Below are 25,111 nucleotides of genomic sequence, written 5' to 3'. Positions count from 1 at the left end.
GTTTTATTTATTTGTTATTTGCCAGCATAATCACGTTAAAAATTTAGGTCTGGCTGACTACTTCATTTTCCTGCTGCAAAGTGTTTAATCTCTGCACAAGTTGGCTGACACTCGGTGCGTTAAATAGATCGCGCAACGTTATTTCAACGCCGAAGTCACTACGCACTCTTGCTATTACCCGCATTGCAACCAATGATTCGCCGCCGAGCTCAAAGAAATTGTCCTTTGGAGAGATATTTTCTAATCCCAACAACTCGGCAAATAGACAACAAAGCGCGAGTTCCTGAGGGTTGGAAGAACCACTTTCATTGACTACTGCACTATTCCATATGGGTTTCGGCAACGCCTTACGATCTAACTTTCCGTTAATGGTTAACGGGAAGCGGTCAAGTTGCACTATTGTTGCTGGAATCATCGCTTCAGGTAAGTATGCGGCTAGACTGGCCCGTATTAACTGCGGTTCAAGCGTAATACCCTTATGAGCAATGGCATAACCCACCAACCGCTTCTGTTGACCTTCATCTTCACGCACAATGACCTCAGACTGCACGATATTAGGGTGTGCATTTAGCGCTGCCGCCACCTCGCCCAATTCAATACGGAAGCCGCGGATTTTAACCTGATCGTCAGTACGGCCAAGGAAGTCCAATACCCCATCCCGACGCAATCTTGCCAGATCACCAGTACGATACATGCGCGCATCTGTGCCGATAAAAGGATCAGTAATAAAGCGTTCAGCCGTGAGTTCAGGACGATTCAGATAACCACGCGCTACCCCTGCGCCGCCCACATATATCTCACCCACACAACCTACCGGGACCGGACACTGAACCTCATCAAGAATATAAATACTGAGATCATCAATAGGTTCGCCGATAAGGCTTGAAGCAGGCTGCGCAACGACTTCACGTGAAAGAGGGAAATAGGTCACATGTACAGTGGTTTCAGTAATACCATACATGTTGATCAACCGAGGAGCGTTATCATCGTGTCTTTGATACCACTCCTCCAGGATATGCGCATTCAGCGCTTCTCCGCCAAAAATCACTATGCGTAGCGCCAAGCTTTGCCCAAGTTTAGGGGCTTCGCGATCAGCATGGATCAGTGCCTGAAACGCTGAAGGCGTCTGATTTAACACCGTCACTTTTTCGTTAACCAAAAGCTGCAAAAAGTCTGTAGGTGAACGGCTGACTTCCCAGGGAACAATCACCAATCTTCCGCCATTCAACAATGCTCCCCAACACTCCCAGACAGCAAAGTCAAAAGCATAAGAGTGAAACATTGTCCAACAATCGGTTTCAGAGAAATTAAACCAGCGCTGAGTACTTTGTAGCAAACGCATCACATTATGATGAGTCACTACCACGCCCTTGGGCACGCCGGTAGAGCCAGAGGTGTAAATAATATAAGCAGGATGCGCTGAAATCAGCGGTTGCAAGCGCTCTTTATCAGACAGATCAGCAACACTCTGCATTTCTAGCTGGGCGATCAACGCGGTGTCATCCAGTAATAACATTGGCGTGTTGGTTGTCAGACGTTGCGCAATTTTGCTGGTGGTGATCACACAAGCAGGGTCAGCATCGTCAATCATAAAATCGAGACGACTTTGCGGATAATCTGCCTCCACCGGCACGTAAGCAGCACCAGCTTTGATGATAGCCAGCAGTGTCGCCATCATCTCAATAGAACGTGGTAAGCAGACCATGACACGCTGTTCCGGGCCTATTTGCCGCGATACCAGATAGCGCGCCAGTTGGTTAGCACGTTGGTTCAATACCGTATAACTCACCTTTTCCTGTTGATAAGTCAGCGCCACACTATCTGGCCTTGCAATTGCTTGTTGTTCAAAGCGCGAGGCCAGTGTTTCCTCGTTTAATACTGCGCGCCGTGCAGGTAATAGGCTGTCTCCTATACGCCAACCCGGCAATGTCAGTTCACCAATGGGGCGTGATATATCCGCCAGCAATTCAGTGATGAAATGCTGAAAAAGAGATTTCTGGAGGTTAATATCGTGGGGAGTGTAGAGGTTATCATTGGTATCGAGCGTAAACTGCAAACTGCCGCCTTCGTCATGATAATAAATGGTCACGGAGAGGTCTTCTACCGGACCACTGGACAAATTTTTGGTACGCCCCAAATTACCCGCAAAGCTCACATTGCTGTTAAACAGCATCACATTAATATTCTGCGCAAACAAGCGGGGGGCAGAACCATTTCGCTGTAAATCACGATAGATATCTTCAGAACGATACTGCTGATGTTTAAGTAACAGGCGGATTTCCTGGCTGACCTGCTTACTAATGTCGCCTATGGAATGAGCAGAATCTATTGTCAGACGCAGAGGTAATACATTAGATACCATACCTGGAATATTACGCAGCGCACGCCCTGAACGCGCAGTTACTGGCATACCTAAAGTAATATCCTGATTGTCGGTCATACGAGAAATCCAGGAAGCAACGATAGCAATAATAATTTGCGCCATACTACTTCCACTCTCTTCACTCAGAGTACGCAGAATATCATTGACCTTTGTCGGGATTTTACATGGGGTGCAACTGAACGAACCTACGTCGGCGAACTGACCGGGTTTCGCCCCCACGGCAAGGCTCTGTGGCTCACTTCGGCCTGCCATATACTGTGACCACCACTGACGGTCACATTGAAAATTTTCCGAGCGACGGTATTCTTCATCAAAAGCCAGCAAATCGCTAAGGGGGTCGAAAGGATTTTCCAGCTCATCAGCGCCAGTTAATTTCTGGGTATACAGTTCAGCAAGCCGCTGAATCAGCAACGTAGTGCCAAAAGCATCACTAGCCAGATGATGGACACGGATGAACAAAAAATAGCGTTCATCACTGATTTTTAGCAGCGCAAAACCAAACAGCGGCCCCTGTGTTAACTCCATCGGTCGCACCAATTCGGCCTTCATCCAGATTTCAGCTTCTGTTAACGCATCCACATGGTTAGATAAATCAATCAGCGGGCATGTCCATTGCAGATTGGCCACGATCTGTTGTTGTGGTCCTTGCTGTTGCGGTACAACCACCAGCCGTAAACACTCAGCTTCATCTATCAACTGGGTCAATGCCGTGTTAAGCGTCTCAATATCGATGTAGCCTGAAATATCAATATAACAACCCGTATTATAAATTCCGGCTTTTGCACTTAATTGTTCAGCCAGCCAAATTTCCTGCTGTGCTGCGGTAAGAGGGTAGTAATTCCCTTGATGTTGTTTCATATAATTAATCCTCACAGGCTGGTGATCTTTTTATTTATACAAATTGCGAAATTTAATGTCTGCCTGAGAGCCACGCAGCAAAATCAATATGGCGCAGAAGCAAACAACCACAGCAATAACAAAAGGGAACCCTTGAAAGTAGAGAGATTGTCCCTGACGAGATGAAAAATGCAGCAAGAATGCGCCCAACAACGGTGAAACAGTGATAGCCAGACCCAACATACAGTTCTGTGCTCCCAGATATTCCCCTTGTCGCTCATTGCCTGCACGTAATGAAATCAAAGCACGAAGCGTTGAATCGCTGATCAACGCCAGTGCATGCAAAGCGATTGCACCAGCAACAATAAGGGGTGATACGGCCAGGCTATAAGCGATAAACGCCAACATATATAGTCCGTAACCGATGATCGCGGTGCGGTATTCGTTACAGCGCGCCACGAACATTTTTAGTAACCAAGTTTGCGTTATGATGATACCGACGCCGAGTCCGGTGAGAGCCAGACCGTTTTCACGTGGTCCCCAGCCCAAACGAATTTCATTGAGTAAGACAAAACAGGCCAGAAAAATGCCATAAGCCACCATGCCAAGCGCCGAAGCATAAACCAATCGTCTCAGCACCCCATCTGTCGCCAGTAGTTTCAAGCTGCCAAAAGGATTGGCACGGCGCCAGTCGAACGAACGCCGGTTCTCCTTAGTCAGACTTTCGTCCAGAACAAACATGGCGGCAATAGCATTCACTGCTGCCAGTGAGCCAGCAATGACAAACGGAAGGCGCGGTGCAATCATGCCTAATAACCCACCGAGGGCTGGCCCGGCAACCATGCCGAAGCCAAGAACGCCGCTGACCAGACCGAAACGCGCGGCCCGCTGTGCTTCTGGCGTAACATCTGCTACGTAAGCCGATGCAGCGGAAGTGCTAGCGGCGGTAGAGCCTGAAAGAAATATACCGGCCACCAACCATCCCAGCGACGGCGCTGTCGCCACCAGCGTATAACTCAGCGCTGTGCCAAACAGTGTTGAAAGCAATACCGGCCGCCTTCCCCAAGCGTCGCTAAGCGTCCCTAACAACGGAGCGAAAAGAAACTGTGCAAAAGCATATAGTGCGACAAATAACCCAATTAACGGCACACCCGCTTCCGGTGGTTGAGGGGAAACCTCCCGCAACAGATCGGGTAACACGGGGAGTACAATCCCGATACCCAAAGCATCCACAGTCAATGTCATTAGGATCACAGCCAATCGGTGTTTATGCTGCCGGGTATCAGGAAGGCGAGCCGTTGAGAAAGAATTACTCATACTTGCCTTCCTTTTATTATTGACGGAAAGTTATGGATTATTGCTCGCGATACATGGGCTACGTGCTCTTCCATCAGACAGCTATAATGATTCCCCGGCACTTCTGCGATACGAATGGGAAGAGTGGAAAACTTCTCCCAACCCCAGGCAGTGGTCTCCCGTATTTCCGGCACAACAACCCCTTTCGGTAAGGGTTCTACCGCTTTTACTAACAGCATAGGAATTGGCAACTGTACTGGTGTTGGACGATATTTCGGCGACATATCCGATGCAGCCCGATAGACATTGAACAATCCGCTAATTGAACTCATATCATTCTGTGCATGAATCAACGAAAAGCGTTTTAATTGCTCTTGGATATAGCTCAGTAACGCCTCACGTGGTAATGCACGCATTTCGTCATCATCCAAGCTGTCGATCATTTCCAGCCGATCAGTGTAGTAGGCAAAAATACCAAGAATAACTTTGGCAATATCAGCATCTTCCTGATACGGAACCGGTGCATAGGGTGGCGCGGCAGAGTCGAGTAGCACCAGAGAACCGACGCTTTCTCCCTCAGCATGAAGTTGCCGTGCCATTTCATAAGCTACTTTTCCGCCTAATGAATGGCCGCCGATATGATATGGCCCCTGCTTCTGTACCGAGCGCAAACAGGCAATGTAATGTGTTGCTATCTCTTCTACCGATTGGTGCGGCGCAGTTTTTCCATCAAGCCCCAAATACTGCATGCCAATAAATGGGAGTTCTTGTGGTAACGCTGCGGCCAAGGGCATAAATTGGGTAACATTGCCGCCCATACCCGGCACACAAAACAAGGGTGAATAATCACCGCCGTGATTAATGGGCGCCAGACAGTAGCGGATATGGGCATTCTCAGGAGCTTGGTCCTTTTTCTCATCAGATAGTGAACGGATAACACGTGCCATAGTCGGCTGTTCGAGAAACTCCGCCAGTGTCAGACAGTGTTGGAAATGATCACGCAAACGGGAGATCATCTGTGTTGCCAACAGTGAATGACCACCCAGTTCGAAGAAATCATCTTCCAGATGAATCGTCTCTTCGCCCAGTAGCTCATACCACAGTTGACGAACCGCCTCCTCTGGGCTGGCGGAATCAGCTATCGCCGATAAATTCCGTGATTGTGCGCGTCGAACAGCAGTAAATTTACTGACAACGACCTGTGCTTCCATTCCGGCGATAGCCAGCTCGAAAATAGCGCATCCCTCTTGATTACTAAGACCGATCACACTTTCTTTACGACGAGCGGCATAATCCACAGCCATCCCCACTTCGGCCCAGGTATCCCAGTTAACAGAGGTTACCGGTATAGCCTGTTGTCGCCAGTAGTGAGCCACGGCATCAAGATAACGATTTGCTGCCGCGTAGTCCGCCTGCCCAATTCCACCTATCAATGAGGTAAGTGAAGAGCACAACAGAACAAAGTCGAGAGGGTCCTGACTAATCGCCGTCATCAGTTGCTGTGTACCACTTACCTTTGCCGCCATTACATGCCGCCAGTCCTGCGACGAGCTATGCTCCAGCAACCCACTGGCTTCAATACCGGCTGAATGAATCACACCGTTGATAGCGCCAAATCTTGCCCGCATCTGTGCCAGTGCTTTAGTCAATGCCGCACCATCAGCAACATCAGCGCGCAATATCATGACTTCAGCGCCAGATTTCCGTAACACCTCGAGTAAAGCTTCGCTTGTCGCATTTGTTTCCCGGCGGCTCAAGATACCGAGTTTAACCTTACTGCATTTATCGCTAATGTGACGCGCCAGTAACTGACCGATCCCCCCCAATCCACCAGTAATCAGGTAAACACCGCCATCACGCAGAATTTGCCGGCGAGGTATCTCATCAAGCTCAGTAAATGTCTGCAATTCACGCTCACCCTGTTTAAGCGTAATACTGGTAACCGGCATTCCTTCTGTCGCTTCGTCCGGTTGTATATCTGTGTACAGTTCCGCAATCAGCGATTGATGTGTAACAACGGTGTTATCATCCAGATCGATATGACGTGCAGAACATCCCGGATACTCTGTCGCTAATATTCCTAGCAATCCAAGCGCGGGTGCGGCATTACAGGCTTCCAACACTCTGGCTGCCTGTAGCCCACGGGAAATTAGGGTAATATTGAAAGCCCTGTGATGACTGGTAAGCGCTTTAATCGCAGTCGCCAGTTGTTCAAACGCGGCCTCTGGTTGAGAAATCACTGCCGCAGTCCAGCACCAGATGATACGTTCTGGCAGCACTTGTTGCTGTATCAGGCAATCTATCAGTCGTTGATAATCTTCGGGTTGATCCTTACGCAAACTAAAGCGGTAAGTCTCCTGTTGCAGAAATTCATCAGCATCTTCGACAACAATACTACCGGGCGCTGCCGCTTCCCATAAATCACTCAGATCAGCCGCTTGAGCGCCAAAAATCAGCCACGGCGCACGATTCTGCTTTGCTTCGCCCAGTGGCTTCGGCAACCATCGAGGGTGACGACACCACTGGGCTACATTCGACTCGCGCGCTGTCTGGGGAGGTAACGAATTGAATTGCCGTAAATTGTAACCGTGAATTTCAACCAGCACCTGCTTGCAATTCTGGTTCTCATCCCAACTAAATAGCGTGATGTTATAGGTGCGTGGCGCCGTCTCAACTGCCAGGCTGTAAAATTCAGCGCATAATGGCCGATGCAGCGTCAGTGAACCATAATGGAACGGGATTGAAGCATCACCCGGTAACAGACAGGCATGTAAGAACACCGTGCCCAAGTCGAGCAAAGCAGGATGTAATGCAATATCAGGCAAATCATCGATAAATGCCTGATTGAGCCGCAACTGTGCCAACGCACAGCGATCACCCATCCAAACACCTGTAATGCATTGCCAATGTGGTCCATAGTCAGCAAAGGCCTGATTGAAGCGCTCTGGCGCCTCTGCAACTTCTTCAAGCTGCAAATTCCGGCGTAACTCATAAGGCGAAGCAATCTCTGCTGGTGGCGAGCATATGGCAGTAATATTACCGTTTGCATGGAGTTGCCACATGTCATCGCCATCACCGCGAGACTCCAGCGTAAAGGCAAAGCTGCGATCAATGGCGGTCAAGCTAATGCGTATCTGACGCTCAACACCTGACGGTAGTACCAATGGCGAGGGGAAATAAACCTCACTAAAAGTGGCCGTGCCGCCGGGTTGCAATTCGTTAAAAGCACGACGCGCTAATTCCAGGCAACCTGTGCCCGGTAATACACCTTGCCCTTCGAAAATGCGATGTTCATCAATAAACCAGACATTATCATCTAGCTTACAAGTAAATTGCGTGACCCCCTCTCTATCCGATAATTGTGTGAAAGTCGGTACGCTTCTCCGCTGTGTACTTACTACGGCGGCTGATGTAGTGACAGGATGTTCCAACCAGAGATGTTGGCGTTGGAAGGGGTACACTGGCAGCATAACCCGATGTAATTTGTGTGAATGACCAAATGCAGCCCAATCGATGGCGATTCCTTGCTGCCACAACTGCCCGATGGTATTGAGCAGCACCTCTTCATCTGGTTTCTGCTGGCGGGTACGGCGCATTGTGGTCAGTATCTGAGCCTGGCCTGTCTGCTGTAGAGCTTTCAGCATGCTGGTCAGCGTACTCCCCGGACCTACTTCAAGCAGGATTGGATTATCATAATGGCTCAGCAAGGTGAGAATTCCATCATAGAAGCGTACCGGCCGACGCAGGTGATCGCCCCAATAGCCAGAATTATCGCGATCCTGTTCACTGAACCAACTGCCGCTGACATTCGAGATCATCGGGGTGGTGCTGGATTGTAGCGTGAAGCCTGCGCTGAATTCCCGCATCAGTTGTGCGGCAGCGTCCATTAATGAACTATGAAATGCATGTGATGTCGTGAGTCGCTGGCAAGAAATACCTGCCTTTTTACACTGCTCTTCCAGTACCGCGATGTTGTCATGGCTGCCAGTTATCACGCACTGTTCAGGCCCGTTGATTGCTGCAAATTCACACTCTGGCGCCAGCGAAACTATACGTTCAGATGATGCTTGAACTGCTAGCATTGCCCCAGTAGGTTGGCGTTGCATGATTGCAGCACGATTGGCTACTAATGCCAGTGCGTCTTCCAGCTCTAACATACCCCCTACACAGGCAGCAACCAGTTCACCGAGACTATGACCAATCATTGCCTGGGGGGTAATGCCCCACGCTTGTAGCTGGCAGGCCAGAGCATACTCAACAGTGAACAGCGCAGGCTGAGTATAACGTGTAGCATTTAACCGGCTGATAGCATTGTCGCGTTCCGATTGCGGATAAATTAACTGCCTGATATCCAGTTTGATGTGTGGTTGTAGCAGTTCGGCACAACGATCAAATTGTTGGCGGAATACACCATCACGCAGATAGAGCGATTGACCCATTTCAATAGACTGACTTCCTTGACCTGGAAACATAAAAATTACTGCCCGATGCTGTTGTTTCCGACTAACAGTTTGCGGCGATAGCTGGCGTAGTTGATTGATTAATTGCTCTCGATCTTTTCCCACAACAAAAGCACGTTCATTGAAGGCGCTGCGTCCCTGTTGCAAAGTTCCGGCAATATCCGCCAATGGCTGATGACAGGTAGTCAGTGCTACTGCCAAACGTTCCCCTTGTTGAATTAACGCTGGCGGCGTTTTCGCTGAAATCGGCAGCAGATGCCAGCGCTCGTCATCTGATATGCGGGTATCTTGCTGATGTGGAGCTTCTTCCAGAATAAGGTGGGCATTAGTGCCGCCAATGCCGAAAGAACTTACGCCGGCACGACGTGGCTTACTTGTTTGCGGCCACGGGCGTGCTGTATTGATCACAGAAAATGGAGTCTGTTCGAAGTGGATTGCAGGATTGGGTTGATGATAATGAATACTTGGCGGCAAAGTCTGGTGACGCAGCGCTAACACGGTTTTGATTACACCCGCTATACCGGCGGCGGCATCAGTATGCCCTATATTTCCTTTCACAGAACCTATTGCACAACTCCCTACAGGCAATGTCTCACCATCAGACTGTTCCAGAAAAGCCTGAGTCAGCGCACGTACTTCTATTGGATCGCCCAGAGAGGTCGCCGTACCATGTGCTTCGATATAACTGATGCTGGCAGGCGATACACCCGCGTTACGCAGCGCATCTTTAATTACAGCAGATTGGCCGTCAATACTTGGTGCCGTGTAACTAACCTTTTGTGCGCCATCATTATTGACAGCAGAACCTTTAATTACCGCATGGATAGTATCGCCATCTTCCAAAGCAGCAGCCAGACGTTTTAGTAATATCATCCCACCGCCACTGCCGCTGGCTGTACCGTTGGCCGCCGCATCAAATGGCCGGCAAAGACCATCTGGAGACATAATTCCGCCACTGACATGGACGAAACCAACCTGTTGCGGGTCCAGTGCTACCGCACCTGCCAACGCCATATCGCATTCACCGCGTCGTAAACTTTCGCAAGCAAAGTGAATAGCAGTTAGTGATGATGAACAGGCGGTGCCAATACTGACAGCCGGTCCGCTAAGGTTCAGCTTGTAAGCAGCACGTGTAGCGATAAAATCCTTGTCATTACCTATTTGCCACTGACCGGGGTCGAGATGCATCCGGTCTTTATTTGGCATGACGTTTTCCAGCAGGTAATAATTGAAGCCACTGCTACCAAAAACTCCCACTGAACGCGGTGTACTATCATTGCCATAGCCAGATAATTCCAGCGTTTCCCATGCCATTTCAAGAAACAACCGCTGTTGCGGGTCCATCACCTGCGCTTCTCGTGATGAATAACCAAAGAAACGAGCATCAAACTCCGCGCAACCTTCCAGCAAACGTGCGCGTCTGACAAATTGCGGGTGACTTAACAGCGCTGGATCGACGCCACGTTGTAACAATTCCTCGTCAGACAACGCTACACTGGCATCGTAACCTGCTAACAATCGCTGCCAAAAAGTGTCGAGATCTGGCGCTTGTGGGAAGCGGCCAGTCATACCAATAATCGCAATAGCATTGCTATCCTGAGTCGAAACATTCAGCGTTGATGGCGTTGCTGTTTCTTCAGTGACTATCGACGGTGTGATTGTGGCAGGTGTTTTTTGTTGTGACAGTGTGTCCAGTAGTTGAGCTTGTTGTTGAATGGTGGGATGAGCGAAAATATCGGTGACAGACAAGCCGTGACCAAACACCTCATTCAATTGTTGTAATAGCGCCATAATCCGCAGTGAGTGGCCGCCAGCATCGAAAAAGTTTTCGTCATAACCGATTTCATCCCTCTCTAGCAGTTCACGCCAGATAGCCTCAACGCGACTAAGTGATGACACAACTTTGGCTGGCAAAGGGGAAGATTGATGCTGACCGGCACGTGTCAGTTTCATTTCAGCCAACGCTTTCAGATCGACTTTTCCCGTAATGCCGGTAGGTAGTGCATCAAGAAAGAACAGCGCCGTTGGCACCATAACTTCACTAACCTGCTGGCGTAATGCGTTCAGGATCTCACTACGGCTAGTTTCGCCGACAATGTATCCCGCTAACTCTTTATTTCCTTGGCTATCGGTGATCGCCAGCGCTTCGGCCTGACGTACACCCGGTAACGCACTTAGGGCGGCACGTACAGCATTCAGTTCAATTCGGTGACCACGGATTTTTACCTGACGGTCAACCCGACCAACAAACTCCAGTGCGCCATCCACGAGTTGGCGCACAATATCGCCGGTACGGTACATGCGAGCCTTTAATTGTGGTGCAAAGCTATCGGGTAAAAACACCTCAGCGGTTTTTTCATCCATCCCCAGATAGCCCTGTGCAACACAGGTTCCCGCTAAATACAGTTCACCCATTTCCCCCGGCGCCACGGGTTTTCTCTGTTCATCAAGCAGATAGAAGCGAACATCGCCCATTGGGCGCAGTACCAGACTTTGTCCTGCGGCATGATAATCCGTAAGGGATACCACAATCGCACATTCAGTAGGGCCGTATCCATTCATCAGCCTGCGCCCTACAGACCAGCGCTGGGCGACTTCGGGCATACAAGGCTCACCCGTTACGATAAGCACCTGGAGATTAGGCAGCGGTACTAACGGCACTATCGCTAACGCGGAAGGTACAATCCACATATGAGTAATCTGTTTATGTGCCAGCCACTCTGTCAGCCCATTGCCAGGTAATAGTTGTTGTTTCTTACCGAAGACCACGCAAGCACCTGTTGCAAGCGCTGGAAAAATTTCTCCCAACATCACATCAAACACGGGCGAAGAGTATTGTGCTATGCGAGAAGAAGGTTCCAGCCTCAGTTCATCGCGTATTGCCAGAATGTTATGACAGACACTGCGGTGGGAGACAGCAACCCCTTTCGGTTTGCCCGTCGAGCCCGACGTGTAAATAACGTAAGCGCAGTCATCCGGCTGACAGATCGCCGCCATTGCCATATGGGGGGTATTGGCTATATCTAACTCATCAATATTAATTGCCGCCAGACCAAGACGCTGGCACAGGGGCGCTGTTTCATTTCGGCATAAGATCGCTTTTATTGCCGCATTATCAATCACATACCGATTTGCTGGTTCGGCGTTATCAGGAGCCAACGGCACAAACACCGCACCAATCCGGTTAATTGCCAGCATTGCCGTGACATTATGTGGATGGTGTCCCATCAGAATGCCAACTCGATCGCCACGGCTTACACCTGCTTGTTGTAGTTGCTGCGCCACATATGCCGTCAATGTATCAAGCTGCTGATAACTCAGACTCAATTCATCACTTTCCAGCGCCACATGTCCGCCATACTGGGACAGGCTCTGCTCAAACAATTGAAACAGTCCTTGTGACTTATCAACAATGAGTGCTGGTTGAGCGCTACTGCCGGAATTAACCGTCAACAAATCAGCCAATGCAGTATCTGGTTTTTCAATGATTTGTGACAACATAGCCAGCAAACGCTCACTCATCCGTTCCAGAGTGACGGCAGATAACACACCCGGCATTGCCATAAAGTGAGCATAAACCTGACCATTTACACGGTTAATAGCCAGTTCCAGATCAATTTTGGCGCGATAATCCCCCAACTCGACGTCTGAAACCTTCGTGTCCCCGAATGTTGCATCGTTTGGTTGATCCAGTTCACAGGAAAAAATAGTTTGGAAAACAGGATTTTTACCCGCCACACGAGGCAAATTAAGTGTCTGTACCAAATAATCGAATGGTAAATCCCGATTTTCAAGAATATCGAGACTAACTTGTCGCGTATGCATCAGTAGTTGCTGGAAAGTGTGCAACTCACCGCTATTGATACGTACCGGTAAAGTATTAGCAAAGTAACCAATCAACGCATCCCATGCAGGTATGGTACGCAGCGACACCGGGGTGCCGACGATAAGATCCTGCTCGCCGCTTTGCTGGCGCAACAGGAGTGCAAACAAGCTCAACCAGACCATAAACGGTGTACAGTTCTGCTCACGAGCCAGTTTTTCTACACCTTCAACATACTGGTGGGGAATAGCACAACTTATTGCCGTCGCCTCGTCAGTGGGGGCGGTCATGTCATGCAGTGTCAGAGTAGTTGGCGCATCTGCCAATTGTTGACGCCAGAAGTGAATTTGTTGCTGTACCGCGGGATCAGCCAGTCGAGACCGTTGCCAGGTAATGAAATGCCCATAGTTTGCTTCCAACATGGGTAGCATGGGTGCCTTACCGGCCAGACGTGCCTGATAGCAGTGCCGTAACTCATCAAAAAGTATTGCCAGCGAGCGGCCATCGGAAATAATGTGATGCAGAGTAATACAAAGCACATGTTCTTGCGGGGACAACGTAAACAGTACCGCACGGATGAGTGGTCCATTGGCGAGATCGAAACTTGCCATCATTTCTTCCCGCAATTTCGATGCCAGCGCTGATTCACCGCCGGCGATATTTTGTTGGCGCAGGGTTAGCGTTAATTCAGGCGCAACCTGATAACTGGGTTCAAAACTGGATGTTCCATCCGGCCCGTTTACTTTGCTGACTTGGCTAGAGAATGTAGTGCGCAATACATCATGACGTTGCACTATGTCATTCAATGCTTGCATTAACGCACTAAAATGCAGATTACCATGCAGACGCAGTGTGAAAGGCACGTTGTAACTGCAATCATCCGGCCGTTGCATCGCAAGCAACCACAAACTGCGCTGACCGAATGAGAGTAAGTCACTGATCTGCGAAATGTGCTGCATAGTAACACTCTGTTTCGCACCGTTCTTTTCGACACAGTTCTTTTCAATGCTATCCAGTAGCGAAGCTAAACCGACGATAGTCGGATGATTGAAAATAGCGGAAAGCTTAAGCTGAACACTAAACGTTTTGTTGATCTGCGTAATCAGATTGGCAGCAGTTAATGAATTGCCGCCACAATAGAAGAAATTATCTTCGGTGCCGATGACCTGAACCCCCAACGCTGTTCTCCATAATGCCAGCAGTTGTTCTTCACGATCATTTACCGGTTCTGTCATAGATTCCTGATTTTCTGGTAGCGAAAAATCTGGGACCTGCAAGCGCTTGCGATCAACCTTGCCATTAGGTGTGGTGGGTAATTTATCGAGAAACACGAAAGCACGCGGCATCATGTGCCCGGGTAGCCGCAGGGACAAATAACGCCGTAACTTATCAGTATCAGCCGATGACACAACATAGGCGACCAGCACTTTATTATTTGTACTGTCATTACAGGCGACAACCGCACACTGGCGCACATCTGCGTGTTCCAGTAGGGCGCTCTCAACTTCACCTAATTCGACGCGAAAACCGCGAATTTTGACCTGATGATCACTGCGTCCCATGAAATCAATAGTACCGTCAGCCAGGAAACAGCAAATGTCTGAGGTGCGATAAAATCGCGTACCACTATTATCTTGCACAAAACTGTCTGCCACAAAACGACCTTGGCTATCGAATTTGCCAGTGATAAATTTCTCTGCCGTAAGCTGAGGATTATTGAGATATCCTTTCGCTACGGTAACACCAGCAATCAACAATTCACCACTAACGCCGATTGGCACCTGTTGTAAGTGTTTATCAACAATGAACAGCTCACAGCTAGCCAGCGGCCTACCTAATGGGATCACTTTCCCGGCGGCCAATGGATGTGTTTCCGGATCAAAAACAGTGCTGTCAATGGTGGCTTCGGTTACACCGTAAGAACCCAGAATACGCGCATCTGGGCGGCAAAGCGTCTGTGCTGCGTGCAGCTCATGACCGAACCAGACATCAGCCCCACACACTAGTGTTGATAATCCATCCAGACGTTTCCCATTATCCTGACAGAACTGAATTAATTGACGCAGTACTACAGGAGGAAAATCGCCAAAGGTCACGCCTTCGCTCATCATCAAGCGGTGCATTTCCGGCGCATCCAGCAACCATTCACGCGGGCACATAACCAAGCATCCACCACAACCCAGAGTACGACTGAAATCCCCTATACTGAGATCGAAAATCGGGGCGGCAAGTTGTAGCGATACTGGCTCACCGGGTTGGGTGAAACGATAGTCATAACACCAGGCATGGTACGATGCGTGCAGACTGCCGTGGCTTACTTCTACCCCTTTGGGATTACCCGTTGAACCAGAAGTGTAAATAATATAGGCCGAATCACTTTCCTTCACCGGCCAGATTGGTTGCTCTTCCGGCGGCGCTGGTTGGCGAAACAGTCCATCAACTTCTAGCGTGATGGCACGAAAATCAAGCAAACCAGCAGCATCCTGTTCATTGGTGAGGATCAGTACTGGCTGTGCATCATTTATTTTATCGGCAAAGCGAGGATCAGCGGGGGATAACGGCACATAAACCGCCCCGGCGGAGAGAATAGCGTAAAAAGAGATGACAATTTCTGGTCGGTAGCTCATAAATACGGCAACCCGGCTACCCGGCCCAACGCCGCACTGGCGCATCTTCGCGAGCAGACATTGCGCATACTGGTCCAGTTGAGCATAGGTGAAACGTTGATCACGCCAAACAATCGCTCGGGCATCTGGATTATTACGCACTTGTGACTTGATGCGTTCAGCTACTGAAATAAATTCCAATACGGGTAGAGGTTCTGCCGGCCGGGAGAAGCGAGCCAACGTCTCCAGCTCTTCTGGCGGCAACATGCTACATTTGGCGACAGAACGTTCAGGTTCACTTAACAAGCTATCCAACAATTTTTCATAGTGATTCACCATGCGAGTAATGGTGAGGGTATCAAATAAATCGGTATCAAATTCAACCAGACAGAGTAGGGAATTCGGGGATTCTTCTATCGATAACGTCAAATCATATTTAGCAGTATCAGAATGGATAAATTGTATTTCTGTTTCTAATCCATCTAGTTGCAATGCTTGTCCCGGGCTCTTCAAATAATCAAACATAATCTGAAAAACAGGGGCGTGGCTCAGAGAACGCAAGGGTTGTACCACGTCGACAATCTCATCAAACGGCAAATCAGCATTTTCATATGCATCAAGCAATATATCGCGCGCTTGAACTAATAGATCACTGAAACTTATTTCCTCGCTAAAGCGAAAACGCAGCGGTAATAAATTGATAAAAAAGCCAAGACGGACATGTTCATCAATACTGTGACGATTCGCAAATGGACTGCCAATAACGATGTCGTCATCGTATGAATAACGATTCAGTAATACTGCAAAAGCGGAAATCGCCACCATATAAGGTGTTAATCCATAACGTTGGCAGATTTTAGAAATACGTCCAACGAGAGATAAAGGAAGTGACTTCTGATATACCGCGCCACATCCCCGTTGTTCCAATAGCCGTGGCCGATCTGTAGATAATTTATGTAGTTCAGGCAATTCCGCTAGCTGTTTTCCCCAATAGTCGCGTAAGCGTTGCTGACGGGCGCTATTAATATGAATATCTGTTACAGAGTTACTGACATATGGGTAAGTAATCGTCGCCAACTTAGGTTGTTGACCGACTTTATACTGATTATAGGCATGGCTAAAATCATTAAGAAAAACGTGAGTAGACCAATCATCAAATACAATATGATGAAGCGTAAATATCAACTGATGATCGTTTTCTTGTCGACGAAGCAATAAACAACGAAAAGGCAAATCGCTACTGAGATTAAAACAATATTTGGCTTCATTATTACAGATTGACTGTATTTTGGTTTCGCGTTCTTCCGGGGAATAATAGCTGAGATCACGGATACGTAATTCAGGCCGCTGCGGATGTAATGTTATCTGCAATTCTCCATTGAGAACATGAAATTGAGAACGCAACACTGGATGACGCTCAATCATAAAAAGAATAGTTTGTTCAAACGCTTTCGTATCTAACGTACCACACAAACGTAACGAAAATGGCACGTTATATAATGCTGAGTCCATATTTCCTTGGCTAATAAGCCATAGTCTGCGTTGAGCAGGCGTTGGCAATAAGAATGGAACATTTGCTGAGGTGTTTGAATGATTACTCACAACATTTTTCCTAAGATAAAAGGGTTCTTGAAGCTTAGTGATCGCCGTAAAAACTATCGCCTTGGCTGTCGCCATTTTTCATTGCAAAAGCGCTATTGGGAGCACCTGTCACTCTGTTCTAACGGGGTGAAATCAATCAGAATGATAGTACGGACTCCAACGCTGGAGTTTTCATCGCAAGTTACGGGATTGATGTAATGACAAATCGCTGCATCGTCGATGATGTAGCTATCAAGGGGATCATTAAGGGTAAAGCGAGTTATCTTATGAGCAGGGACTTCTTCAAGCTGGCAATTTGCATAAGAAGGCGGCGCGATATGCGTTGCACCGCCTTCGACATTGTAACGTTCAATCAAATGTACAGCGGTGAACGGCTGACCATCACGATGGAAACAGTTAGGCGTAATTTTTGCCGGTTTACCAGGTAGTGCTTGCATTCGGATCAAATGTACACCACACAGCAAACGGGAATAATGTTCGGCCATGCCGGTTAGACTCAGATCGTGCCAAATGAGTTTATTAAGTAGTCCTTTATTCAGTATTTCATCAGGCATGCGCAGGAATTTGCGTACCACACCACCAAATTCAGGTTGATATTCACTTCCCTGATGATAATCAATCTCTATACTACCATCAGGCTGCTGATGACCTGTTTTCCAATGAATAGTTTCTGTTTCACCGCTCCACACTCCTTCGCAATAACTGCGGTGACGACCACCTTCACCAAATCGGTCTAACGGCAGTGACTTTGATAATTCACACAGAGAGATAAGATCGATTTTTTCACTGTCAGAAAGGGCAAGATCGGTGGCGTTGAAAGTGGCAAACCCTTGTTGGTGCAAGTTATTGCGGATATGTGCGGTAGTAAGACGGTAACTCTCTGGTGCGTTAATAAATATATTCCAGCCCATTGTAATATCTCTTTATTAGGGTGAACTAAAATGACATCGTATTAAATTAATTACGATATCTTAGGGAAAACCAATTAATGCTAATTAACTCAAAAAATTATTTAGTTATACCCGTTATCTTTCAAGCTGCCTCTTTGTTGGCTGCACTCACTCACCCCGGTCACATAGTTATCTATGCTCCCGGGGATTCTCTCCCTTGCCGCCGCGATGCATCTTGAAATCCATAAGGTATATATTTAATGTTTTTAAAAAACACCTATAAATAAGAATGTCTCGATTTCGCATAGTAAGTACAACAACATTGCCATGCTTTTTTTCGATCTGAAAAATCAATCAATCAATTTCTGACAAATCAGATAGTAAAGAATGTTGTTGGATAAATGAGAGAGTTAATTTTAAATAAATAGGCTCTTAAACAAACCTACTATATTATAACAGCCGTTTTTTGAATGAGTTAATGACCTCAATAGTATTGCCTTTCTTGCCGGGTGAAACAATAGTATCCTCCTACAATACTTTGAAATTCATCTTTCCTTTTATTCCCTTTTGGTCAGCAACGCATAAGGATTAGCAAAGTCAATTTTTATATCTAATTCTTTATTGATCATTTCATGACTGGCAAATGCTAAGCCATTATCAAACGTCATTGTTTTAACCCTTATGTTTTAATGGGCACAATGCTTTCACTGTAGTTGTCGCTAATTCTGATGCTTGTTTTCTGTTTAGGTCATAGTGTATTTTCCTTTGGCGAAATAGATGCTTACTATAGTAACTGACCGTCTTTTTGAAGGATTTCTCTTATTAGTTGAATCCTCCCAACAATAAAAATTTTTTCACTAAAATTAAATAGAAAATAGATCGCAAAGTATACAATGTCAACTCGGGTTTTTATTTTTAATTTGGCAAAAAAAATTTACATATAAAGAGATGTTAGAATGTGATATTAAATTTAATTGATTTTAACCTTAGTATATCATTAATCTAGGAAATTAATTGACTATTTATATCCCATTCAGTTAGTAGGGAGTTATCAGTAATAAAATCCTACCATTTATATTCCTTGAATATAAATGGATTACTAATTCTGTAAATATACCTGTCATCTTTCAAGTTGCCTCTTTGTTGGCTGCGCTCACTCACCCCGGTCACATAGTTCTCTATGCTCCCGGGGATTCGCTCCCTTGCCGTCGCGATGCATCTTGAAATCCATTGGGTATATCTATTGGTTTTTACCATTTTCAGAAGAAAACGTGGGTTTGATTTTTCATGCTAATTTGAAATCCATAAGGTATATACCTACTGAAATAGGTTGTTGATATTATATTTTATTGACGATTTTGATTAATTCTTGCATAAAGACAAAAAAAGGAATTATATAATAGAGCTTTGAGGAGCTATCATAAAATTTAAATTTTTTCTTTCTGAAAATAGAGTGTAATAATATAGCATATGCTATGCTAAATAACGGCATATATAACGCATAAGATTGGTATTCTAGTAAGTAACCATATGATAACCAACAAAAATTAGCTACTATAATAGTTATGGTTTTATATTCAGGAAAAAACTTCCATGCTATAATAGCATATACCGAAATTATACTTGTAAATAAAAGCATAACACTCACTTTACTATACCCGCATGGTACGTAAAGCAACCGCTACCATGACTAGTACCAGCAACACTCTGAGCGACAACTGCTACAGCAACTCTTATTTTTCCTTTTGTTTTTTCCATTTCTTCTATATTCATAGTATGAAAATCATCATATTTAAATTCTGAAATATTCAACTCTTCTTTAGCGCCTATAGAAACAGATGTAGATAAAACTAACAATGCAGTTAATAATAAAAATTTTTCATTCATAATTAACTTGTCTACATTTTATAAGTTAAACCCAACGATATAACTGAATTTTTATTATTACCAACTTCACCTATTACATTAATGTCAGAAACAAAGTCTGACATTAAATTTATCGTCGTGCACATAATCAGAGATAATTAATCTGCATCAGAAGAGATATTTAAATCTGGCGCGTGCGCCGTAGCGTCGGTCATTATTACTGTTGGCAATTTTGTTGTTAGCATTTGCTTCCAGCATAGAGACGTAGGCGCCAAGATAGAGATTAAAGTTCTTCATATTCATGATACTAGGAATCTGATATGACATATGGATGGTATTTATATCGTATTTACCCGGTTCATTGAATGGGTGATTAATCTGTGCGGTTGTATCGTCAGTATTGAACGCTTTGATATTGTTGTGGGCATAGATATAACCCAGTTCGAAACGATGCCACATTACATTAATTCCGGTAGTGAAATTATGTTCATCTGAGGCATCCAGATAGGCGGTATTCAGGTTAGCGACAATGCCATCATCAGGATTGGCCTCCAGACCGTTCCAACTGAGTGTTATGCCATAACCATTGCGTTTGGATTGGTCAACCCATTGCCCTTGCTTGTTCTGATAGCCATAGGCGTTATTGACGACATTACTCTCCATCGCTATGGCTGCGCTAAACTGATCTTGTTTCCAGGCTGCTACCGGGCGCAAATAGGCGACATTTTTTTTATTTTCCAGTGTATTGCCGTGGTAGGCGTTATCTCGGAATAGCGAAGTGCCATCTTCGAGTAGAGTATTGAGTTCGAAATACCAGTTGCCGGCGTATTTGCTTAGCATTAGGTTACCACCGCTATTACTGCGGCCACGTCCTTCTTTCATCATGTAAATATAACCGAAACCATCGGCATACAAATCGTTGGCGGTATTACCAGAATACTGGATAAAAGTATCTTGGTTGAGAGGGAACATATCGTAGGCTTCGAAACGCCCGATTTTGGCCTGCCAGTTTTTCTCATTGCCAAAAAAGAAAGCGGCGTCGTCGAGATTCATTTTGCCAGTCATGTCTGCCAACGGTTGCACTCTAAAGCCGGCAAAGTTGTTGTTTTGATCACGGCGGTAACCGTCCAGTCCGATCAAAATGCGGCCATTGACATTCCAACGCTCTTTGTCGCCAGGTTTCCAGTCTTTATTATCGCTGGTTTTAAGTGAAGTAAGCTGACCGGTTCGGCTGGCGCCATCAAGATTGAATTCTACATCGCCGTACAATTTTAGATCGCCAAAATCATTCAGTTTCAAATTGCTGGTTGATGAAGCGCTATTTTCCTGTGAAGTAGGGTGTTGTGCGACTTGTGTGGCCTGTTGTTTGGTTTCGATAGCATGCTGTTCCAGTCGCTGTGCGCGTTGCTCGGCGGCGGTGGCTCGCGCTTCCGCTTGGGCGGCTCGTTGTTCTGCTTGTTGTAGCCGCTGCTCAAGTGCATCAAGGCGTGCTTCGATGCTATTAGCAGGTGAAGCAAGGGCAGAGGCTGAAAGTATTAATCCTGGTGTAACAAGCAAATAGTGAAGGTTTTTCATGATACTCAACCCTTTTGGGATACTAGTTATTATACCGTAGGTAAATTATTAAGCTGGTTTTTGCTAAAAGATAATTGGGTTGATTGGCAGATCGCAACCAAGTTTACTAACCAGATCAAACTATTGTGATCGAATACGCAAATTCGGCATGAAAGGTAAGTAACTGTAGATGGATGTCCACCACTGTGTGTTCAGGTTTGTATTTGCAAAAAGCAGTTGATTTGTCGGCATTGGGTAGCGCAGTCATTATATCTTTGGCAGTAGTTACTAATGCGCCACAGGCTTAGGTCTGAGTGATGACCATGTTTAATCCTTGTTTTTCATCAAGACCAAATAGCGAGATAAAGTAGAAGAACCGATTTGGTGATGCAATTGAATAATATTCTTAGCTTTTTTCGCATGATTGAATATTGCCGGATGTATTCAGTTATCATTGATTATGTATGAGTGGTATATCGGTATATCACAGAAAACCACCGCTAAACAAAGGGAGTTGTCCGTTATAGCCTTTGTTGTTTGGAATTAAGAAGGAATATCTGGAGTGGAAATAATTGCATGAACTAATCATTTTAAAAGTGTGAAAATGATATTTCCTTTTATCATTTTTTTAATTTACTATTTGAATGATTGATAATATATTCAAATAGTTATGAAATATATTTTTATATGTTGATATCCCACTAATTGCATTATAATATCAGTGCTGTTTGGGGTGATAAATTCATAATAATCATATAGTTAAATTTTTTGGTGCCCTTTTTGTGATCACTCCCGCATTACTACAGTTTTTTTTATGATAAAACATAGGAGATAATAAGCTAAATTTTAATAAAATATCAGGATTGATGCTGGATGATTTCGTCAATTCAGCTTTATCTATTGTTTGATATGAGGAGAACGTTATTGACATTCATCACAAAACATAATGAATTCTAATGTGAGCATAAAGTCTCAAGTTCGGTTGATATAATACGTGTTATTATTGAGGCCATGTCTTGGTTGAACATAAAAATACCTAATGAAGAGCTTGTCGAAAAAATCTGATCATTAAAATAATTTAGCAAAGTAATGAATTATTCCTATGTCTTATCATTGCAGGATTTAAAGACATAGGTAAGAATCTGTTTTTTTAATTGTTTTGTAATCATGGAAATGCCGATGCTTGTTGGCCCTACTCTTAACGAATGGCTGTTGTTCATCGGTTGGAGTTTTTTAAATGGTGTCACATTATGTTCAGGACAATGCTAAAAATTTAGGGAATACCATGATGGCCGAAACCATTTATGGTTATGGAGATAATTTTTCCCCCTATGTTAGGTGTATATACCCTATGGATTTCAAGATGCGTCGCGACGGCAAGGGAGCGAATCCCCGGGAGCATAGCGAACTATGTGACCGAGGTGAGTGAGTGCAGCCAACAAAGAGGCAACTTGAAAGATGACGGGTATATACCCTATGGATTTCAAGATGCATCGCGACGGCAAGAGAGCGAATCCCTGGGAGCATAGCGAACTATGTGACCGGGGTGAGCGAGTGCAGCCAACAAAGAGGCAACTTGAAAGATGACGGGTATAAACGTAATTAAAAATTGTGACCGTATACCTCTATCTTTTGCAATTCGCGTAGGCAATAACCCTACGTTCACTTCTTTATCGGGATCTATAGTCTCTCAAGTAATCATGAACGGGACTACCCCGTGTTCGCCTTTTTATCAGGCATTAAGCGCAATAACGACAACTACCACGTTAACTATTTGTGAGGAAAAAGAGAGTGATAGACGTACAGATCAATGAAGTACCTCTTAAGGAACACAGCCCTTCAATTAATGATTGTTTGGATGAGCAAAAGTTACTTTATGACATGCTGCTGTCACGGGAATTTGATAATCGTAGCGCAATAGTCACACGACAAGGCCGAGCTTGGTTCCATGTGTCGGCTGCTGGGCATGAAGGGCTGGCTGTGTTGCCTCAGCTTATGGAAAAAAATGATGTGCTGGTTCCTTACTATCGTGATCGGGCATTAGTGTTAGCGCGTGGTATGTCTATTGTTGAAATGACAAGGGAACTTATGGGCAAGGCCACTTCTCACTCAGCCGGCCGAACCATGTCGAACCATTTTTGCTCCAAAGAGCATAATATCTTCTCGGTAGTCAGCCTGACGGGGACCCAATGTATTCCCGCGGCTGGCGCTGCTTGGGCAAGCGTGTTGGACAATAAAAACGGGCTTGTCGTGTGTGGTGTCGGCGATGCGGCGACCCGGCAGGGAGAATTTTATGAAGCGGTCAGCTTTGCGGTTGAAAGGCGTTTGCCGGTGGTCTTTGTGGTTTCCGATAATAAACTGGGTATTAGTACATCAACGGAGAAAATGGCCCCGTATCGATTGGGAATATTTAACGAGTGTTTGATCCGCCATGTTGATGCCCGCAAGCCGGAAACCGTATTTCCTGTCGCACAGGAGGTATTCAATAAAGCGCGATTTAAGCGGACTCCCTGCATATTGGTTTGTCGTATGGATCGGTTAGATTCTCATTCCAATTCAGATTCTCACAAACTGTACCGTACCCCGGATGAGCTGGAGACACTACAGGACCCTATTGAAAATTATGTCGCCTATTTAAAGGAAAAGGGGGCGATTACTGAACAGGCTCTGGCTGAACAAAAAGAGAGCATTAAAGCTGATGTAGCGGAAATATTCGAGCGTGTTTATCACGAAGAAGAGCCTGATCCTGCAACTGTCAGTACCTATTTGTGTAATCGTGAAAGCGCTCCTGCCGTACATGTTGAGATGGAAGCCGAAGAGACGCAGGTCAAAGCGGTAAATCAGGTGTTGGACGAGGCATTGAGTCAACATCCGAATGTGCTGTTGTTTGGTGAGGATATTGAAGATCCTAAAGGGGGTGTTTTTGGTTTCACCCGTGGCTTATCTACTCGCTATCCTGATCGCGTTTTTAACGCTCCCCTTTCAGAAGCCACGATTATTGGCTCGTCTGTTGGGTTGTCCGCCTGTGGCTGGCGTCCGATTGTTGAACTGCAATTTATTGACTTTGTTGGATTAGGTCTCAATCAGTTACAGTCGCAACTTGGCACTTTAAGCTGGAGAACGGTAGGAAAATGGCGCTGTCCGGTAGTGATATATGCTCCTTATGGCGCTTATCTTCCTGGCGGCGGTATATGGCACAGCCAAAGCTCGGACGGTATCTTAGCGCATATTCCCGGTATTAATGTTCTTGTTCCAACGACGCCAGCCGATACCGTCGCATTGTTCCGTACCGCATTAAGTTTGGATATGCCAAGTCTGATCCTGATCCCTAAACACCTTATGAGAGAGCGCCATGAGCGCCGGTTAGTGAGTCCGGTGTCGCTTGGGCAGGCAAATATCGTCAGGGCAGGAAAGGATATTACACTGGTTGCTTGGGGTAATACGACTCAGCTTGCGACTATGGCTGCTCTTCAGGCGGAAAAAGACAATATTGACATTGAAGTGATTGAATTACGTAGTCTGGTACCTTGGGATAAACAACGGATTGCGGAATCTTTGCGCAAAACCGGACGGCTTATCGTTGTGCAAGAGGATACCCGGACGGCCAGTGTTGGAGCATCCATTATTGCTGATATTTTGGATGAGAATGACAATTTCTTCTCTTTACTGGCGCCTCCGCGCCTGGTGACGCGTGAAGATATTCATATTCCTTTTAATCCTTGTTTAGAGAAAGCGGTTTTACCCAGCACGGATGACATTTTGGCTTCCGTCTATGCGGTAATGAGCTAAGGAGA

At 46.0% G+C, this 25,111-nt stretch carries 7 protein-coding genes; 1 reads left to right on the top strand and 6 read right to left on the bottom strand.

Annotation, left to right across the window (positions count from 1 at the left end):
- Positions 1-43 precede the first annotated feature (43 nt).
- The 6 genes from OO184_RS05090 to OO184_RS05060 form a co-directional block, all read right to left on the bottom strand.
- Entirely contained in the window at positions 44-3,241 is a 3,198-nt protein-coding gene (locus tag OO184_RS05090; RefSeq protein ID WP_265378252.1) for a non-ribosomal peptide synthetase, read from the bottom strand.
- 30 nt (positions 3,242-3,271) lie between these two features.
- Entirely contained in the window at positions 3,272-4,537 is a 1,266-nt protein-coding gene (locus OO184_RS05085) for an MFS transporter (RefSeq protein ID WP_265378251.1), read from the bottom strand.
- Entirely contained in the window at positions 4,534-17,007 is a 12,474-nt protein-coding gene (locus OO184_RS05080; RefSeq protein WP_265378250.1) for a hybrid non-ribosomal peptide synthetase/type I polyketide synthase, read from the bottom strand. The genes OO184_RS05085 and OO184_RS05080 overlap by 4 nt, the downstream gene beginning before the upstream one ends.
- Positions 17,008-17,099: 92 nt before the next feature.
- Complete coding sequence (locus tag OO184_RS05075; protein ID WP_265378249.1) at positions 17,100-17,918, bottom strand: 2OG-Fe dioxygenase family protein; 819 nt, start codon at positions 17,916-17,918, stop codon at positions 17,100-17,102.
- Between the two features lie 1,623 nt (positions 17,919-19,541).
- Complete coding sequence (locus tag OO184_RS05065) at positions 19,542-19,784, bottom strand: hypothetical protein (RefSeq protein WP_265378248.1); 243 nt, start codon at positions 19,782-19,784, stop codon at positions 19,542-19,544.
- A gap of 147 nt (positions 19,785-19,931) precedes the next feature.
- Positions 19,932-21,338, bottom strand: coding sequence for a carbohydrate porin (locus OO184_RS05060; RefSeq protein ID WP_265378247.1), 1,407 nt, complete (start codon positions 21,336-21,338; stop codon positions 19,932-19,934).
- A gap of 1,770 nt (positions 21,339-23,108) precedes the next feature.
- Between OO184_RS05060 and OO184_RS05055 the strand changes: the two genes are divergently transcribed.
- Positions 23,109-25,106 carry a dehydrogenase E1 component subunit alpha/beta gene (locus OO184_RS05055; protein ID WP_265378246.1) on the top strand — a complete coding sequence of 666 codons (1,998 nt, stop codon included), beginning with the start codon at positions 23,109-23,111 and terminating at the stop codon, positions 25,104-25,106.
- Positions 25,107-25,111 lie beyond the last annotated feature (5 nt).

Origin of the sequence: Photorhabdus aballayi (assembly GCF_026153155.1) — a bacterium.
GTDB classification, from domain to species: domain Bacteria; phylum Pseudomonadota; class Gammaproteobacteria; order Enterobacterales; family Enterobacteriaceae; genus Photorhabdus; species Photorhabdus luminescens.
Note: the sequence above shows the minus strand (reverse complement) of the source record. Positions and strands in the feature narration are given on the sequence as shown.

Coding starts and splice junctions, on each gene's coding strand:
- OO184_RS05090 (WP_265378252.1), bottom strand. CDS start 3,241: ATGAAACAACATCAAGGGAATTACTACCCTCTTACCGCAGCACAGCAG.
- OO184_RS05085 (WP_265378251.1), bottom strand. CDS start 4,537: ATGAGTAATTCTTTCTCAACGGCTCGCCTTCCTGATACCCGGCAGCAT.
- OO184_RS05075 (WP_265378249.1), bottom strand. CDS start 17,918: ATGGGCTGGAATATATTTATTAACGCACCAGAGAGTTACCGTCTTACT.
- OO184_RS05065 (WP_265378248.1), bottom strand. CDS start 19,784: ATGAATGAAAAATTTTTATTATTAACTGCATTGTTAGTTTTATCTACA.
- OO184_RS05060 (WP_265378247.1), bottom strand. CDS start 21,338: ATGAAAAACCTTCACTATTTGCTTGTTACACCAGGATTAATACTTTCA.